Origin of the sequence: Nitrosopumilus sp. (assembly GCF_025699255.1) — an archaeon.
Classification (GTDB): Archaea; Thermoproteota; Nitrososphaeria; order Nitrososphaerales; family Nitrosopumilaceae; genus Nitrosopumilus.
The window spans coordinates 125,165-142,691 of sequence record NZ_JAILWA010000002.1 but is presented as its reverse complement, the minus strand read 5'-3'; the positions used below and the strand labels follow the sequence as shown (position 1 = coordinate 142,691).

Annotated in this window: 21 protein-coding genes and 1 tRNA gene; 16 read left to right on the top strand and 6 right to left on the bottom strand. The window is 34.7% G+C overall.

All coding sequences use genetic code 11. The annotated features are described in order from the left end of the window. Nucleotides 1-15 precede the first annotated feature (15 nt). The 6 genes from K5781_RS02845 (at nt 16) to K5781_RS02820 (ending at nt 5,895) form a co-directional block, all read left to right on the top strand. Nucleotides 16-1,647, top strand: coding sequence for an Ig domain-containing protein (locus tag K5781_RS02845; protein ID WP_297440522.1), 1,632 nt, complete (start codon nt 16-18; stop codon nt 1,645-1,647). Nucleotides 1,648-1,743: 96 nt separating this feature from the next. Further along, nucleotides 1,744-4,500 (top strand): fibronectin type III domain-containing protein, encoded by a 2,757-nt coding sequence (locus tag K5781_RS02840; protein ID WP_297440520.1) that lies wholly within the window; start codon nt 1,744-1,746, stop codon nt 4,498-4,500. A 46-nt stretch (nt 4,501-4,546) separates the two neighbouring features. After that, nucleotides 4,547-4,693, top strand: coding sequence for a hypothetical protein (locus K5781_RS02835; protein WP_297440517.1), 147 nt, complete (start codon nt 4,547-4,549; stop codon nt 4,691-4,693). 40 nt (nt 4,694-4,733) lie between these two features. Next, on the top strand, nt 4,734-5,135 hold the full coding sequence (gene trxA / locus K5781_RS02830) for a thioredoxin (protein WP_297440515.1): 402 nt from the start codon (nt 4,734-4,736) through the stop codon (nt 5,133-5,135). A 67-nt stretch (nt 5,136-5,202) separates the two neighbouring features. After that, nucleotides 5,203-5,451, top strand: a complete 249-nt coding sequence (locus K5781_RS02825; RefSeq protein ID WP_297440513.1) for a hypothetical protein — start codon at nt 5,203-5,205, stop codon at nt 5,449-5,451. Between the two features lie 114 nt (nt 5,452-5,565). Further along, a complete protein-coding gene (locus K5781_RS02820) occupies nt 5,566-5,895 on the top strand; it encodes a hypothetical protein (protein ID WP_297440511.1) in 330 nt (109 codons plus the stop codon). A 33-nt stretch (nt 5,896-5,928) separates the two neighbouring features. Here K5781_RS02820 and infB read toward each other — a convergent pair whose 3' ends face one another. The 6 genes from infB to glmM form a co-directional block, all read right to left on the bottom strand. Continuing rightward, nucleotides 5,929-7,710 carry a translation initiation factor IF-2 gene (gene infB / locus K5781_RS02815; RefSeq protein WP_297440509.1) on the bottom strand — a complete coding sequence of 594 codons (1,782 nt, stop codon included), beginning with the start codon at nt 7,708-7,710 and terminating at the stop codon, nt 5,929-5,931. Nucleotides 7,711-7,716: 6 nt separating this feature from the next. Then, complete coding sequence (ndk, locus tag K5781_RS02810; protein ID WP_297440507.1) at nt 7,717-8,118, bottom strand: nucleoside-diphosphate kinase; 402 nt, start codon at nt 8,116-8,118, stop codon at nt 7,717-7,719. A 2-nt stretch (nt 8,119-8,120) separates the two neighbouring features. Then, nucleotides 8,121-8,321 (bottom strand): 50S ribosomal protein L24e, encoded by a 201-nt coding sequence (locus K5781_RS02805; RefSeq protein WP_297440505.1) that lies wholly within the window; start codon nt 8,319-8,321, stop codon nt 8,121-8,123. 8 nt (nt 8,322-8,329) lie between these two features. Beyond that, the gene (locus K5781_RS02800) at nt 8,330-8,542 is read right to left on the bottom strand and encodes a 30S ribosomal protein S28e (protein ID WP_179361100.1); all 213 of its coding nucleotides are present in this window, start codon (nt 8,540-8,542) and stop codon (nt 8,330-8,332) included. Then, nucleotides 8,539-8,925: a 50S ribosomal protein L7Ae gene (gene rpl7ae / locus K5781_RS02795; RefSeq protein ID WP_179361099.1), complete on the bottom strand. Its 387-nt coding sequence runs from the start codon at nt 8,923-8,925 to the stop codon at nt 8,539-8,541. Before rpl7ae ends, K5781_RS02800 begins: the two co-directional genes overlap by 4 nt. A 62-nt stretch (nt 8,926-8,987) precedes the next feature. Continuing rightward, a complete protein-coding gene (gene glmM, locus K5781_RS02790; RefSeq protein ID WP_297440498.1) occupies nt 8,988-10,337 on the bottom strand; it encodes a phosphoglucosamine mutase in 1,350 nt (449 codons plus the stop codon). Nucleotides 10,338-10,384: 47 nt separating this feature from the next. Between glmM and K5781_RS02785 the strand changes: the two genes are divergently transcribed. From K5781_RS02785 to K5781_RS02740, 10 genes are all read left to right on the top strand, one after another. Then, nucleotides 10,385-10,472: transfer RNA gene (locus K5781_RS02785), tRNA-Leu, on the top strand. A gap of 52 nt (nt 10,473-10,524) precedes the next feature. Continuing rightward, nucleotides 10,525-11,367 (top strand): formyltetrahydrofolate deformylase, encoded by an 843-nt coding sequence (locus K5781_RS02780; RefSeq protein ID WP_366847869.1) that lies wholly within the window; start codon nt 10,525-10,527, stop codon nt 11,365-11,367. A gap of 5 nt (nt 11,368-11,372) precedes the next feature. Continuing rightward, complete coding sequence (locus tag K5781_RS02775; RefSeq protein ID WP_297440492.1) at nt 11,373-12,095, top strand: creatininase family protein; 723 nt, start codon at nt 11,373-11,375, stop codon at nt 12,093-12,095. 57 nt (nt 12,096-12,152) lie between these two features. Beyond that, nucleotides 12,153-12,389, top strand: a complete 237-nt coding sequence (locus K5781_RS02770; RefSeq protein ID WP_297440490.1) for an LSm family protein — start codon at nt 12,153-12,155, stop codon at nt 12,387-12,389. 10 nt (nt 12,390-12,399) lie between these two features. Next, nucleotides 12,400-12,567 carry a 50S ribosomal protein L37e gene (locus K5781_RS02765; protein WP_008297772.1) on the top strand — a complete coding sequence of 56 codons (168 nt, stop codon included), beginning with the start codon at nt 12,400-12,402 and terminating at the stop codon, nt 12,565-12,567. Beyond that, on the top strand, nt 12,568-13,524 hold the full coding sequence (locus K5781_RS02760) for a hypothetical protein (RefSeq protein ID WP_297440481.1): 957 nt from the start codon (nt 12,568-12,570) through the stop codon (nt 13,522-13,524). It begins immediately after the preceding gene. Further along, nucleotides 13,525-14,199 (top strand): ribose-5-phosphate isomerase RpiA, encoded by a 675-nt coding sequence (rpiA, locus tag K5781_RS02755; protein ID WP_297440479.1) that lies wholly within the window; start codon nt 13,525-13,527, stop codon nt 14,197-14,199. A gap of 769 nt (nt 14,200-14,968) precedes the next feature. Continuing rightward, nucleotides 14,969-15,547, top strand: coding sequence for a protease inhibitor Kazal-type (locus K5781_RS02750; protein WP_297440868.1), 579 nt, complete (start codon nt 14,969-14,971; stop codon nt 15,545-15,547). A gap of 22 nt (nt 15,548-15,569) precedes the next feature. Next, nucleotides 15,570-16,091, top strand: coding sequence for an Hsp20/alpha crystallin family protein (locus tag K5781_RS02745; protein ID WP_297440477.1), 522 nt, complete (start codon nt 15,570-15,572; stop codon nt 16,089-16,091). A 175-nt stretch (nt 16,092-16,266) separates the two neighbouring features. Next, nucleotides 16,267-17,514 (top strand): HAMP domain-containing sensor histidine kinase, encoded by a 1,248-nt coding sequence (locus K5781_RS02740; protein ID WP_297440475.1) that lies wholly within the window; start codon nt 16,267-16,269, stop codon nt 17,512-17,514. Nucleotides 17,515-17,527 lie beyond the last annotated feature (13 nt).

The window sequence follows — 17,527 nt, the reverse complement described above, 5'->3', positions numbered from 1 at the left end:
AGCAAAATCACAATTGTGAGAACGCAAATAGGAATCTTGGCAGTATTTTCATTATTTTTCCTAATGTTAACTCCAGCTTATGCTATTGTGACTTCAATGACTCTTGAAAAGAGCTTTTACACAGATGAGGAAAACATGAAATTTATCGGAACACAAAACGGCACAGAGGTTATTTTTGTCATAATTCGCGATGGTAATGGAAACTTTGAAGGGATGTTATCTGATCCAACCCCAGCAGAAGGGGAATTTTCAGTAATACCAAGACCAGTATCTAACTTTTTCAAGAGTGCAGGAATTTACAATGCAACAGGGTTTGTAGACTCACAACAAGAATCAGATGGCTTTACAATCAAGTTAGAATATGACGGAGACAGAGTATTTCTAGTTCCAGATGCAATTTTGCAATTAAATACAATTCCGAACAAAACTGTTGATGTAGAAAAAACAATTACATTTACAGCAACTATTACAGATAGTTCAATTGAAAATCCAGTTTTCAGTTTAAAGAATGCACCGACAGGAGCTACAATTGATTCAAGTACCGGAAAATTTGTTTGGACTCCATCAAAATCACAAGGGAACATTCAAGATGTAATTTACAATTTTGATATTATAGTAACACATGGAAGTCAAGAAGATAAAGAATCAATTTCAATCACCGTGAAAAAAGCATATGAAGAACCAGTAAAAGAACCAACAAAACCTGAAGAAACTCCTAAAGAACCTGAACCAACTACAGAACCTGAAGAATTAGGAATTGCATCATTTGTTGATGAGACAAAAGATCCGCAAAGCTATGTTGACAGATACAACAATGAAGCTACATACAAGAAATGGTTTGATGATAACTTTTCAGAGTATGAATCAATTTACCAAGCAGTAGGACTAGAAGAGCCATTACAAATACCAGCATCATTTGTTGATGAGACAAAAGATCCGCAAAGCTATGTTGACAGATACAACAATGAAGCTACATACAAGAAATGGTTTGATGATAACTTTTCAGAGTATGAATCAATTTACCAAGCAGTAGGACTAGAAGAGCCAAAAGAATTAGCACCATTTGTTGATCCAAATCTAGATCCTCAATACTATGTTGATAGATACAATAAAGAAACCACATACAAAGAGTGGTTTGATAAAACATATCCAGACATTACAATTTATGAAGCAGTAGGACTAGACGAGGAAGAAATTGTAGAAGAAGAGTTTGGTGAATGTGGACCTGGCACTGATCTCGTTGATGGAATCTGTGTAATTATAGATGAACCTCAAGGCGGAGGTTGTCTGATAGCTACTGCAGCATACGGCTCAGAGATGGCACCACAAGTACAGCTGTTACGTGAAATCAGAGACAACCAGTTGATGAACACCCAATCAGGGGCCTCATTTATGAGCGGATTTAACTCACTATACTATTCATTCTCTCCACATATTGCAGATTTGGAAAGACAAAGCCCAGTCTTCAAAGAGATGGTAAAGATTGGAATAACGCCAATGCTATCAACTTTATCTGTAATGTCATATGCTGAATCAGAATCAGAAGTGGTAGGATACGGAATTGGTGTGATTTTGATGAATTTGGGAATGTATGTAGCTGCACCAGCAATAATTATTTTCAAAACAAGAAAATACATCAAAATCTAAAAAAATCTTTCAGAAATAGTAAATCTCAATTGATCAAATGGGTAGTGAAATTTATTATCTGATTTATTAAATTTGAACCTAGGGAGATAATTAGAATTGAAAAATAAAATTTTACTTGGTTTCTTACTCACACTTTGCTTTGTGTCACTGCAAATGGCACATGCAGAACCAGAATTTTCCTTCAAGTTTGGAACAACTGGTACAGATGATGATGAATTCAATGATCCAACAGATGTAATTTTAGATGTTAATGCAAACAAAATCTATGTAGTCGATAGCAATAATGACAGAATTAGTGTTTTTGATGACGATGGTGATTTTGATTTTGAATATGGAACATTTTGTGATATTGCATCAATTAATGATTGTAATGATAATGCAGATGGAGCAAACGATGATGGGGATGGACAGTTTAACAATCCACTTGCAATAGCTCGTGATGCTTTGGGACAATTTTTTGTTGTAGATTCAAACAATGAAAGAGTTCAAGTCTTTGATGATGATGGTGAATTTCAATTAAAGTTTGGTTCTTCAGATAGCGGAGTGGATGAATACCTAGGTTCTGCCAAAGGTATAGTAATACAAGAGTCAACAAATGAAATTCTAGTATCTAGCATTGACACAGATTCAATATCTGTTTTTGATGATGATGGTGATTTTATGTTTGAGTTTGATTCATTTGATGGAAATGATGATTTTCAAAATCCAACATATATGATAATTGATAATTCAGAACAGATGCTGTATGTGTCAGATTCAGGCAATGACAGAATTGTAGTCTTTGAATTAGTTACAGGTACTACATGTCCTAATGGAACAGATGAAGTAGTTGATGGTGTTTGTTTTGTAAAAGAATTTGGAACCTCTGGAACAGATGAGGGAGAATTCAATGATCCTGCAGGACTTGCATATGATTCTTCTAATGATTTGCTTTATGTTGCAGATTCGGATAACAACAGAATTCAAATTTTCGAGATAGTTGATGGCACTACCTGTCCATCAAGTACAGAAGAAGTGGTAGATGGTGTTTGTTTTGTTGAGGAGTTTGGCTCTGCAGGAACGACAAATGGTAGTTTTGATACCCCATTGGGAATAGCACTAGATACAATCAATGACTTGTTGTTTGTTGCAGATTCAGATAATGACAGAATTCAAGTATTTAGTCTAGATTCAGGATCTGGTGTTTCACTTCCAGACAGGCCTGAAAGTCCTAAAGCAAAACCAGTCTCACCAACTTCGATTATAATTACATGGAAAGAACCGGTGATGGATAGTGACATTCCAGATATTACAGGTTACAAAATAGAATATAGAATCGGTTCAGGAGATTACATTACAGCAATAGAAAACTCTGAAAGTACATCAACATCTTTTATCCACAATGGGTTAGATTCTGATGACACTTACTATTATCGTGTTTATTCAATAAACTCAGTAGGTACTAGTGATTCAACATCTCTTGTTTCAGCAAAACCCCAACACACAACAACACCCACAGCATTGACAGCATCTGCAATTTCTCCAAGTCAAATCAAACTTTCTTGGCTGCCACCATCTGAAACGTTTGGTCAACCAATAAGTGGATATGAAATTAAACGTGAAGTAATTCCAGGAGTGTATGACTCTGTAGGAAATACAAATGCTGGAACAACATCATTTATTGTAACAGGTTTAGCAACGGACAAAGAATACACATTTGCAGTAAGTGCAGAGATTGGATTTGGTCAGACTAGTGAATCACCAACAGCTTCGGCAACACCACGAGATGATTCAACTGATACTACAGAAGATCCAATCACATCAACTGCAGTTGATGTATCAGTCCCATCACCACCAATCAAACTAACAGCAACTATTGTTTCGTCATCTCAGGTTAATCTCGCATGGAGTGCACCAGTTGAGGATGGAAATTCTCCAATTATAGGCTACAAAATTGAAGTAAAGAAAGATGGCGGTTCATATACAACGCTTGTAGCAGATTCAGAGAGCACAACTAGAACATATTCTCACAAGAATCTTTCAATAAATTCAATGTACACTTACAGAGTTTCAGCAATTAATGATGTAGGAACAAGTGATCCATCAAATGAATTCACTGCAACTCCAAAATCAACCAATATTCAAATCAGCCCACTAGGAAAATTAACCATAGACGAAGGCAAATTATTGTTATTTACAGTCAAACTAACAGATAATTCAGTCAAAGACGCGGTATTTAGCTTAGCAAACAGTCCTCCTGGTGGTGCCAAAATCATATCAAACACAGGTGTCTTTTCATGGACGCCATCTAGTTCTGATGGAGGAAAAACATACACCTTTGATGTTGTTGCTAAAAAAGATGGTCTTTCAGATAGTGAAGCACTAAGTATTACTGTAAATGATGTATTTGACAGTAAACCAACTACAGAACCTGAAGAACCTGAACCAACTACAGAACCTGAAGAATTAGGAATTGCATCATTTGTTGATGAGACAAAAGATCCGCAAAGCTATGTTGACAGATACAACAATGAAGCTACATACAAGAAATGGTTTGATGATAACTTTTCAGAGTATGAATCAATTTACCAAGCAGTAGGACTAGAAGAGCCATTACAAATACCAGCATCATTTGTTGATGAGACAAAAGATCCGCAAAGCTATGTTGACAGATACAACAATGAAGCTACATACAAGAAATGGTTTGATGATAACTTTTCAGAGTATGAATCAATTTACCAAGCAGTAGGACTAGAAGAGCCAAAACCAGTAGAGAAAAAGTTTGGAATTTGCGGTCCTGGAACAAAACTAATTGAAGGTGTGTGTACTATTGTGCAAAAACCAGTTGTAAAACCATGGTGGCAATTCTGGTAGAAAATAAAAGCTAAGTTTTAATCACAATACTTTTTGATACTAAATAATGGGCAAACTAGCTAGGAATCTAAGAATTTGCGGTGATTGTGGAATTGCATATACCTCAGTAAGTTTCACAAAATACATTGATCAATGTCCAATTTGCAAATCAAGAAGATTTGAAGCAATTCCAATAAAAACAGAAAGTGAATAATCAACATAGATTTTTTAGTAGAACTGATTTTTGATACATATTGTCTGAAGATCCAGAGATTGCAAAAATTATGCAAAAAAAGATGGAAGATATGCTCAAACCAAAACCAGAGCCCAAAATCGAGCCTGGAATTATAGATTTGAATGAATCAAATTTTGATCAAATAGTATCTGCTGAAAATCCAACACTGGTAGACTTTTGGGCAGAATGGTGTGGGCCATGCAAATCAATGCATCCAGTATTTGAAAGCCTCTCAAAGAAATATCCAAAGGTGAAATTTGCAAGAGTCAATGTCGATAACAATCAAAATATCTCTATGAGGTTTGGAGTACAGTCAATTCCTACATTTATCATGTTCAAGTCAGGTCAGATTGTAGATAAAATGATGGGAGCAGTAGGCGCACCAGGAATACACATGATTTGCAAGAAACACTCCAATTAAGACAATTTTTTGTAGTTCAATTTGAACAGCTATTGGTATTTTTCTGAATTCATCAGTAAGATATTAGATGAAAAAGTCGGGGAAAAATAGCTTGGAGAAACAAGCACTAAGCGAACTCGCATGTGAAGATGCTATAATATCAGATAAACAGAGATTTGGACGAGTTCGTACCAGCATGATGAAACATTTACGTTCAGAACATGGAGAAGAAATTGCAAACAGAGTACTTTCTAGAATTAACAAAAGAGCATCAAATGGTTCTTCAGAAATGAAAGAATCATTGACCAAATCAAAACTCGAATATGAATTCAATTAGAATCATTTTTTTCATTTAGAATCTTTTTGGTTCGTTTTTTCTCACTCTATTTTGTAAAATTTGTTCAGATAACACACCATCAAGAATATGATTAGTAATCAGTATGATTATTTAATGAAAACAACATTTACAATCGCTGCAATTGCAATGTTTGCAGTTATTTTGGGAATGGGAGCTCTTGCACCAGCAATGGCAGCACCCAATGATAATGCAAATGAAAAAGCAAAAGCAGGAAAGATTAGTATTTGTCATGTAGAGTTGGATGATCCAGATACTCCAGAGGATGAATCTTCTGTCAGTTTAATCTCTGTATCAGCAAATTCCGCACATGCAAAAAAACATCTTGATGACTATGAACCATTTACAGACGAAAGTGGTGCATTAACTTGTGATGTTCCAGAAGAACCAACAGAACCAGAGGTTCCAGTTCCTGAAGAAGCATAAAGGATAACATCAAGATCTTTTTATTTTTTTAATCTAGTAACCGTAAACTGGTTCTATTTCTCTTTGAATTCTTACTATATCGTTGAAAACTTCTAGTTCCTCAGGGCTTAGCTTGTGCATGAATTTTTTGAGAATTTGTTTTGCTTCATGAGATGGTGGAAATGTGTAGAACACCTCTTCTTCAAAGATTTGTCTACCAATGGTTACATCTTTGACTGAACATGCAACCTCATCTCCAGCTTTTGCAGAAGACACTGTCTTTTTGTCTAGTTGAAGCTGGTGAATGTATCCAACCTTGTGTCCTTTCATGTTCATAAACGGAATTTTGTGTTTTAGATTTCCAACATCTACACGAACCCCAAATACTGCAGGATTATTGTTACGAAACACCATTCCTTTCATAAATGAGAATTTGGAGATTGGTGTGAGTTCTGCAAACATTGCATCCTCTTCATTTGCAGAGTCTTCTTCAACCCAAGCATTATAGTTGTCAATCAAGCTGTAGATTACTTTGTCTTCAAATATTTTGATATGACTTGTTTCTGATTCTTCTTTTGCATCAGGCAAGACCTTGACATTAAATGCCAAGACAATTCCTAGGTGTCTATCTTTTTCTTTGATTGCTTTTGCCTCTATTACATCACGTCGAGTTACAGGACCAATGTCTGCTTTTGCAACTGGTACTTGTGAACGTTTTAACATCTCAACTATAGCCTCAAGTGAGCCTATAGTATCACATTTTAGAATTACTCCATTAGTTTCAGTATCAATAAACATTGATTTCATTTCAGACTCAATGAGTTTGGTGTATTTGGCAATCTCATCGTTGTTTGTTGCAACATATAACGTACTTCCTGGAAGAACACCTTCTAATTCAGGGGATGCAATTTTGAGTCCTGCTGCTGCTTCTACTTGTGGAACTGGCTTGAATTTGTCACGCGGATCACGCATCTCATCAAGTGCTTTAGGTAACAGCAAAGCTTTTGGTTTTGTTACGATTACTGCATCACGTTTTGCAACAACAATGCTGTTTTCTTTTTTGATTGTACCATCAATGAGAATAATGTTTGCGGTCTGTCCTAGTCCGACTTCATCTTTTACTTCAAGTACAATACCACGAGGCTCTTTCTCTTCTTGGTTCAGTCTCTTTTGCAAATATTGTTGTGTCAATCCTACCAAAACACTGAGTAGTTCAGGAATTCCGACACCAGAACGTGCAGATATTGGAACAATAGCAATTTCAGATTTGAAATCTTCTACACGATAAAATGCTTCAGACTTGTATCCCAAAATAGACAAAGTTCCAACCACATCGTAAACTTTTTGATCCAAATCTGTCTGAACTGATGCATCTTGTTCCTTGATTGCTTGTGAGATAAATTTTGTATCAGATTTTCTCCATCCAGATATCTGATCACATTTGTTTAGTGCAACAACAAACGGAACTTTTCTGCTCTGTAAAATTTTCAAACTTTCATTTGTCTGGGGTTGAAATCCTCGATTAACATCTACTACCAATATTGCAATATCAGCTGCTGAACCACCTCTAGAACGAAGATTTGTAAAAACTTCGTGTCCTGGTGTGTCAATTACCAAGATACCCGGAACTTTGTTTTCTGATTGTTCTAGTTTTTTGTATAGTGGACCACACATTTCCTTGATGGTATCAGTTGGAAGAAAGCTTGCACCAATGTGTTGAGTAATGCCACCTGCTTCTCTGCCTTGAACACCCGTTCCACGAATTCTATCTAAAAGAGATGTTTTTCCAGAGTCTACGTGACCAAGAACTGCCACTATGGGCTGACGAATTTGCAAATCAGATCACTCAAATGCTACCCTCGATTCGTGATCAAAACTTTCTTGTGAATCTGATGCATGAATAATATTTTCACTAAATCCTAATCCAAAGTCTCCTCTGATAGAACCAGGTTCGGCTTCAAATGATTTTGTTGCACCAATCATTATCCTAGTTGTTGCAATTGCATTGTTTCCTTCAATGATTGCAGCTACAACAGGTCCTGATGTGATGAAGGATGTTAGTTCGCCAAAGAATGGTTTGTCTTTGTGAACACCGTAAAAATTTTCTGCTTGTGCTTGAGTGAATGTAAACATCTTTAGTTTCAAAATTTTGAAACCCTTTCTTTCAAATCTTGAAATGACTTCGCCAACTAGATTTCTAGCTACTGCGTCTGGCTTTACAATGAATAATGATTGTTCAGTCAACTCTAACTCTTTCTAATTCCGCCTTTAACGTATTTTTTTGTCCATTTCAGTTTTCTTGGATCACGTTTTAAGACTAGTGCATTCTTTTTACATTTTGCAGAACAGAACCATAATACGGTTCCATCATTTTTTGCAAGCATTGTACCAGAACCTTTTGCAACAGGTCTGTCACAGAAATTACATGGTTTAACTAAAAGACTCATCTAAACACCTATTTGATTTTCTTTGCTTCTCTTTCAGTTTCTCTTAGCATGAGAATTTCTCCCATTCTAACAGAACCTTTGACGTTTCTTGTAAGAATTCTACCTTTATCCTTACCAGTAAGAACTTTAACTCTAACTTGAATTACTTCACCAGCAATACCGGTTCTACCAACAATTTGAATAATTTCAGATTGAACTACTTCTTCAGCGTTTTGACTCATTCTTCGGTCTTACCGCCTTTAATTTTAGCGATGGATGATACAACTTGATCTACAATATGTTGTGCATCACCTGCATCCAAAATTGCTGCAGCGGCAGAAGTAATATCAATACCTAATGATTTGCCTAATTCCTCTTTGCTTGGAACAAATGCATATGCTGCACCTTGTTCCTCACATAAAATTGGAAGATGGGCTACTACCTCTGGTGGTTCAACATCTTCAGCAATTACAATTAGTTTACTAGTACCACGTTCAATTGCCTTGGTTGCTTCGTTGGTTCCTTTCTTGACTTTACCGCTTGTAGATGATACTCTAACGGCCTCTAAGATTGGATTTACGAGGTCCTCTGGCGTCTCAAATTTAACATAATATGCTTTTCCCATACTTCGTCACCCTAGGGGTTCATTCTCCATTCTATCCATCGATGCGTTTGGTTTTAAAAGTGTTATCGGGAAATAATGGAACTGACTTTTTTTAGATATTCTGACATCAAAGTATCTAATTTCTCCTTACTTTCAGCTTCTGCATATACTCTTACAATAGGTTCTGTTCCACTTGGTCTTATCATTACCCAATTTTTAGGATCGATTGTTATCTTTATTCCGTCAGAAGTATCAGAGTTTGGAAATTCCTCTTTTAGAGAAGAGATCAATGTCGACACCATTTCTGCAGAACATGGAACCTTATCTTTGGTGGTAAAAGAAGGAGGCAAATCAGAAATATAATCAGATAGGGGCTTTCCAGAGTAGGCCAATAAATCAAGCATCAATGCCAAAGTCATACAACCATCTCTTACTTGATTATGTTTACCATACATGTAACCGCCATTTTCTTCAAATCCAATTAGTGCATCAGTTGGAACCATTTTTCTAGAAACCTCAACGCTTCCTACTTTAGTTCTAATTACTTGGGAATCATACTGTTTTGCTAAAACCTCAATGTTAGAACCAGAATTAAGACAAGTAACTACAAGTGAGTTCGGATTTTTCTTTAGAATGTGTTGTGTGAGTGCAAGTGCAGATTTATCTCCAGTTAAAATATCTCCATTGTTATCACAAAAAATACTTCTGTCACCATCACCATCAAATGCAATTCCAAGATCTGCATTGTTTTCCCTTACTGTTTTTGAAAGTTCAGAAAGATTTTGTGGTGTTGGTTCAGAACCACGTCCTGGAAATGTTCCATCTATTTTTGGATTTACAAGAAATGTTTGACATCCAAGTAATTCACAAAAATTTGGTGCAGTTACTGCTTGTGCACCATTGCCCAAATCTAAAACAACTTTGAAATGTTTTGATTCTATTAGTTTAGAATCAATATGTGAAATAATTCCTTCCAGATAATTTTCAATTGCGGTGTTTTCAGTACCAGTAATTCCCCACGAAGCAGGTTTTTTAAGCCATTTTTTTTGTAAATAGATATCTTCTACGACTAGTTCATCCTCACGTGAGATTTCTACTCCGTCTTTTGCACAAGGTTTGATTCCATTATATTTTGGAGGATTGTGAGATGCTGTTATCATCAGACCTCCAGAATATCCTAAACTCTTGACAGCGTATTCTAGACAAGGAGTAGGTACAAGTCCTGCAACATTGCAATCAATGCCTATAGAATTTAGTGCAGAACTTACAACTTTGCAAATTACAGGACTTGATTCTCGTCCATCATATCCAATCAGTACAGGTCCTTTTCCAAAATATGTTCCAATAGCAAGTGTCATGTCATGAACAAATTCTAATGTAAAATCTTCACCAAAGACTCCACGAATTCCATTTGTTCCAAAAAATTTCGCCACATTACTGTGCAATAATAGATAAATTTGTGTTTAATGGCAAGTCCGTTGCGGGAGTCGCCCAGCCTGGTCAAAGGCGTAGGGCTTAGGACCCTATATCTCAGGATTTCGTGGGTTCAAATCCCACCTCCCGCACCATTTTGATTTCTGTGAATGATTAATAATGAGAAAATCTTCAGCAAACAAAGTTATGAAAAAGACAGTAGTGGGAATTACAGTAGTAGGCAAAGACAGAGAAGGGATTGTTGCTACATTTACAAATTTTGCATTCTCCAAGGGCGGAAACATTGAAAAAGTAAATCAAAATGTAATCAAAGGTCTTTTTGGAATGTATCTTGAAGTATCATTTTCAAAAGCAGTAGATGTCAAAAGATTTGATTCAGACATTCAAAGTCTAGCTAAAAAAGAAAAGATGGATGTCAGTACACACCATGAAACAAATTCACAGAAAAACATTGCAATCTTTGTAACAAAAGAGCCACTTTGTCTGCAAACGATTCTTGCAAACGCAAAGTCATTGAAAGGAAAGATTTCAGTGATCATCGGTACCGAAAAAACACTAGAACCTCTTGCAAAAAAAGCAAAAATTCCATTTGTTGCAATAGAAGATAAAGTTCAGGACAAAGCAGAAGAGAAAATAATTCAAGTATGCAAACAGTATAACATTGATTTGATTTCACTTGCAAGATACATGAGGATACTTAGTCCAAACTTTGTTTGGAGGTATCCTAATAGGATTATCAATATTCATCCATCATTACTCCCAGCATTTCCAGGAGCTTCTGCATATGCACAAGCATTTGAAAGAGGTACAAAGATTGTCGGGGTTACATCTCATTATGTAACAGAAAACTTGGATCAAGGACCAATAATTTTCCAAGATTCTTTCAAGGTTGATCCAAATGATACACTAGAAAAAATGAAATCTAAAGGACAAAAGTTAGAAGCAGATACATTACTCAAAGCAATGAAGATGCATCTTGAAAACAAGCTTGATGTTCGTTGGAGAAAAGTTCACATAAAATCAAAGTGAATTAAATGACAGATATCAAAACTCAGTTTGATCCAATACTCAGAAAATCAATTTCAAATAAGAAACAAGTTGCAGTAATTCCTGTAGGCTCAATTGAGCAACACGGACCACATTTGCCAATATCAACGGATTCAGATATTGTAACTGAAGTAGCAAAACAGATCTCAGAAAAATTCAGATATCTATTGTTTCCAACACTAAACTACGGAGTATCTTTTGAGCATGCTCCTTTTTTCAATCTAAGTATTAGAGAGTCAACCTTACGTGCAGTTTTAACTGATTTATGTCAGTCTTTACTTTCAAATAAAATTAAAACAGTTTTCATAATTAATGGTCATCATGGAAACCTAAAGCCTATAAAGAATCTAGATATCAAACTCAAAAAATTATCAAATAACAAACTTAAGGTATTTCCATTGTCTTACTGGCATTTTATGCAAAGAGACTTTGATCATGCAGGATTTGTAGAAACATCGTTGATGTTGGCCATATCAAAAAATGTCAAAATGAATTTGGCTAAAAAAGGATTGATCACTGATGGCATGACAAAACAAGAAATTACAAAAATTGGAAAACTTGCAAATCAATCATTTCCTAAAGCTACCAAAAATGGAATTTGGGGGGATCCAACAAAAGCTACAAAGAAAGACGGAAGAGTAATTTTAGCTGAAATCGTCGAAAATCTTGGAAAAAAGTGTCAAACTTGCCTTACTGGGCATAGCTCATAGTTTCACCAATGGAAATTTAATATAATCCCTTGATATGCAAGTCAATAAGTGAAATAGATGTCCGTTGATATGGCAGTAAAAGTATTGGATGAGAGTATCAATCAAGTAGTATTGATAAAACTCAAAGGAAACAAGACCATTAGAGGTAATCTCTTAGGTTTTGACCAACACATGAACCTGCTACTCGATTCTTCAGAGGAAATTCCCACTGAAGGCGATTCTAAGAGCCTCGGCAGCATTGTAGTCAGAGGAGACAATGTAGTTATGATATCTCCTCCACCAGCACAAAATTAGGTGATTTGCAATGACGAAAGGCACAACTTCTATGGGTGGTTTTACAAAGAAGAAAGTTCACATCAGATGTAGAAGATGTGGTAAAAACTCACTTCACAAACGTCATCACCAATGTGCAAGTTGTGGATTCCCAGAGGCTAAACGCAGAAAGTATTCCTGGATTAAATGGTATACATAGATGCAAGAAATTGTTTTAATTCTTAGCTCATTAGCCGGTGTTGCAACAGCAGCTGCTGTACGTAAGATGCCAAGAGACAAAAACCAATTACTAAGTCTTGGTGCAAGTTCACATATCAAAAGTCAAATCAATTCACTGAAAATTGAAAAAGATATTCTAACTAAAACTATTTCAAGATTATATCAAGCAGATACTGAATTTTCTAAAATCCAAAAAGACAAGCTGTTACTAAAGTATCAACATCAGTTAGGAATTGTCCTAGCTAAGCTAGAAAAGCTTGAGCAAGCAAGCCACCATCCAGACTTGGGTCCAGTTGGTGACGGATTGATAACTCTGATGGATCAAAAACTATCAAAACTCGATGACAGACTATACGAGTTGTCCTCAAAGATGACAACTGCTAAAGTCGAAGCACCAGAAGTTAAGATTCCAAAAGTCAAAGAAGAAACAAAAGAGAAAATTTCTAATGTATTTAATTTTGATAAACCAAAACAAACAAAATCAGAACCAATTGAGATTCCTCCTACAAGATCAAGACAGTCATTTGAATTAACAACTCTTACAAACGTTTCAAGAAAAGAACCAAAATTCCCATTATTTGAAGAAGAAACAAAACAGGTTGTAAAACCAATGCCACATCCAAGGATAATTCCTGCAGAAACTGTAAAACCAAAAGAGGAGATCATCCAAGAAATTGTTCAGCCAAAACCAAAAGTTGAGGATAAAATTGAAATTATTCAGTCAGTATCTCCAAAACCAGAAGTAAAGATTGAGACTAAACCAGACTTGAACAAGGAAGTACAAAAGATTACAGAACATAAAGCACTTCCAGAACCAATAAAAGAAAAACCAGTTACAGCAGATGATGACTTTGATGATGATGCAGATGATTTAGATAAGATCAAAGGTGACATCATGAGAGTTTTGTCAAAACTGGATCAAGCTGAGGTAGAGTAATTGTCTTATGATGATGCCATCAAGGCATTATCAAGTGACGCTTTAAAATTTGTAAAAGATGATTTTGTTGTTGGGTTAGGTAGCGGCAGAGCAGCTACTGCACTGGTAAAATCACTTTCAAAACTAATCAAGCTAAAAAATTACAACATTAAAGGAGTTCCAACATCATTGCAAATCAAATTAATTGCAGAAAAAGGAGGCATTCCACTAGTTGAAGCTGATCAAGTAGAGCACATTGACATTGTATTTGATGGAGCTGATCAAATTGATTCACAAAAATATGTCATCAAAGGTGGCGGAGGAGCTTTACTGCGAGAAAATATCTTGTTTAGTCTTGCAAAAAAAATTGTAGTGATGGCAGATAAAACAAAGTTTGTAAAAAATTTTAACAGAACAGTTCCTGTGGAGATTCATCCGCTTGCAAGAAATTCTGTAATTAATTCAATCAAAAAACTTGGAGGTACTGCAGAGATTCGATCACTTGACAGAGGTTACCCATTCTTTACAGAGAACGGAAACATAATTTTAGATTGTGATTTTGGAACAATAAAAAATCCCAAGGCACTTACACAGAAAATTAAACAAACTACAGGAGTCTTAGAATCAGGAATATTTCTCAGAAGACCAGATATAATTTACAAGGCCAAAGATAACGGCAAATTTGATATTATTTAGATTCAGTACCTAAAATTATGAGTAAGTGTATTCATTAGATCTTGGTTTTTTACACCAACAATTTGGACTGCATTGAAATTTTCTAGAATTAGGCATAATACTCTCCTTTGGAATTCTCCCTATCATTGCAATTTTGAGGAATAATTGTGTTAGACTCTTGAACAACCTGTTTTATTATATCTGCTACTTCTTTTGACAATAGAATCTTTGTAAATGAGAAATTGTCATGCTCAAGGAAGTTTGTAGCCATGAATATTGTAACATATAATTTCATAAAACAAAGTTGCAATGATTTTATGTAACAAACTAGATTTTTGTAAATCACAAATAACTATAGAATTCTATATTGTCAGCGTAAATTATTGACTTGCATCTATTATGGTATTTTTGATATTATACATTAGATGCATATAATCTTCTCTTGTGGATGTAAAATTCAGGATCATGATGGAGTACTTGTTAAATCATGTACATCCCACAAGGAAGGGAATTTTCATAAATAAATTCAAAAATATTTCTCATAAAACCAGATGATGGTTTAATCATCTATTCGTGTCAAAAGGACCTTGGTGATCATTTAGACAACATGTACACTGTTTAGTATAACATTCAGATATTTTTTCATGGCCACATGAACCGCAATGACAGAAACTATCAGCCATAATTTTGTATAGCAATCTTTGTAGTTAAACTAGTCCGACATTATCATTTTTGACAATCAGATGCTTTGTTTTTTTATCAATATTACAAAATAATTGCATTGACTTCTATGGATAGAGCAGGAATCATAGTTTCTCTTGTTGTAGTTGCCATGGCTTTAGGATTTTTAGCAACTGGTGGAACTGGTGTTCCTGCAGATATTCCGGTCACCTTAGAAAGAACAACAGAGCCAATAAAAGAAGTAAGCAAAGAGACTAGTGAAAAAATTCAGGAACTCTCAAAGTCAGGCACAGAAGCAATAGAAAAAGTCACAGATAAAACAAAACAAGCAGCTAAAGAAGTAAAAGAGATAGGAGAAGAAGTAAAAGAATACACAACATCCAAACTTCCATCAAGATTAGTCAGCATTCCAGCAGGTACTTCAGTTCCAGGATGTGAGGATGTAGACAAGTGTTATGATCCTTCAACAGTAATAATTTTCAAAGGTGGAGAAATAATTTGGAGAAATGATGATTCTTCTGCACATACTGTTTCAAGCGGAAACATAGTCAATGGACCAGATAATCTATTTGATAGCGGATTGATATTATCAGATGAAACATTCTCACATAAATTTGAGAAAGTTGGCAAATATGATTATTTTTGTATGATACATCCTTGGGCCAAGGCATCAGTCATAGTAAAATGATTTTAGTACCTGAGAATCATTTTTGAAAATTAACGAAAGACTTGAAATATATTTTGATGTCTACTTGTACATGGCAAAAAAACCTGTAAAAAAACTAGCTTCATCACCAGCGAAATCTAGTATTTCAGAATTTGACAGGGTTTTTGACAATTTTAGAAACGAATTAGAAAAATCATTTTCTTCTTTTCCAAGAATAGATTTTTCATCTTTTCCAAAATTGCAGGATGCTGGATGTGATGTGATTGATGAAGGAAAACAGTTTCGAATGAAGATGAACATGCCTGGATTAAAGAAAAATGAGATCAATCTCAATGTTACAGACAATTCAATTGAAGTAACAGGAGAACATAAAGAAGAAGAAAAGAAGAAGAACTACCTCAGAAAAGAAAGACACAGCATGTCATATTATCAGACCGTACCGTTGTCTGAAAAGGTCATTCCTGGAAAAGTTAAAGCAAAATTAACTGATGGAGTTTTAGATGTGACACTTCCAAAGAGCAAGCCAACATCTCCTCAGAAGAAAAAATCAGTTAAAGTTCAATGACTTTTTCTTTTTTGTTTTAACATACAAACTGAATGTCAAAATTTCAAAATACTCGCAAACTACATACCCATTTCACATCTAATTTGATACTTACATTCATGTCTAAATTATCAAAAAAACAGTAAATTTGCATAAGTTATGAACACTTTAATTTGAAATTAGTTTTTTCCAATTATTGAAACCAAAAACTTTGATTGTAGGATTAGTACTAATCCAAATAATTTCAGTAATCGTAAGCTTTTCAATATTATACAGTATTGACTCTGAAAAAGAAAATTATGGAGCATACCTCAATGTTGCTGGGAAGAATAGATTCTATACTGCTTTTGCTTTACATGAAATGGATGAATTTTCTTCAGGATTATTAGAGTCAAAGGGAATTGATAATATTTTCAATGAATATAGAGAAAATATTTCACTTTTGAAAAATGGAGGTATATTTCTTGGAAATGAATTAAAACCTCTTCCAAATAAATTCTCAAGTGATTTGAAATTAGTTGAAACTAGTTTCAATGAATTTCATAATCTTGCAAATACATTAAAAGAGAAAACCATTGTAGGTGAACCTTTAGATGAATTTTATTATATTGAACATGAACGAATTGAGGTTGAACTACTTGATGCTGCTGAAAAATTAACCAATACCATTAATCTTGAATTAGCTGAGACAAACCGACAAAAAGCAATTTTAGAAATAGTTTTTCCCATAATCAATGCTGCAATATATCTCATGACTATTTACGCAATTTTGCAAATATTGAGAAGTGAATCAAAATATGTTCAAAAACTTGAAAAGATCTATGCTATTGGTCAAATGGCATCTAGACTTGCACATGATTTACGTAATCCAATAACGGTAATTAAAGGAAATTTGGACTTTTTACAAATGAAATTCAAAGATGATAAAATCATTCAAGAAAGACTAAGTAGAACAAATTGTTCCATTTTGGATATGAATCATATTATTGAAGACGTATTGGAATTTGCAAAAACAAAAGAATTGAATTTGGCAAGACACTCACTCTTAAAAATTCTAAACGACTCTGTCTCAAGTGTAAATGTACCTGAGGATGTAGAAATTGAGTTATTCAAAGAGGATGTAGAAATTAATTGTGATGCTAGGAAACTTCAAGCTATTTTTGTCAATATTATTGTAAATAGCTTTGATGCAATGGAAAATAAAGGTAAAATTTCAATCGATTTGGAGAACAATCTGGATTCTGTACTAATTCACATAAGTGATACAGGGCCAGGCATACCAGATAATATAATGTCTAAGATTTTTGAACCACTATTTTCATCAAAAGCTAAGGGAACAGGTTTGGGATTAGGCATTAGTAAAAATATAGTTGAACAGCATGGTGGTAAATTATCTGTCAAAAACAATCCTACAACATTTACTATTGAATTGCCTAAAAAATAACCTTCAAAAATTT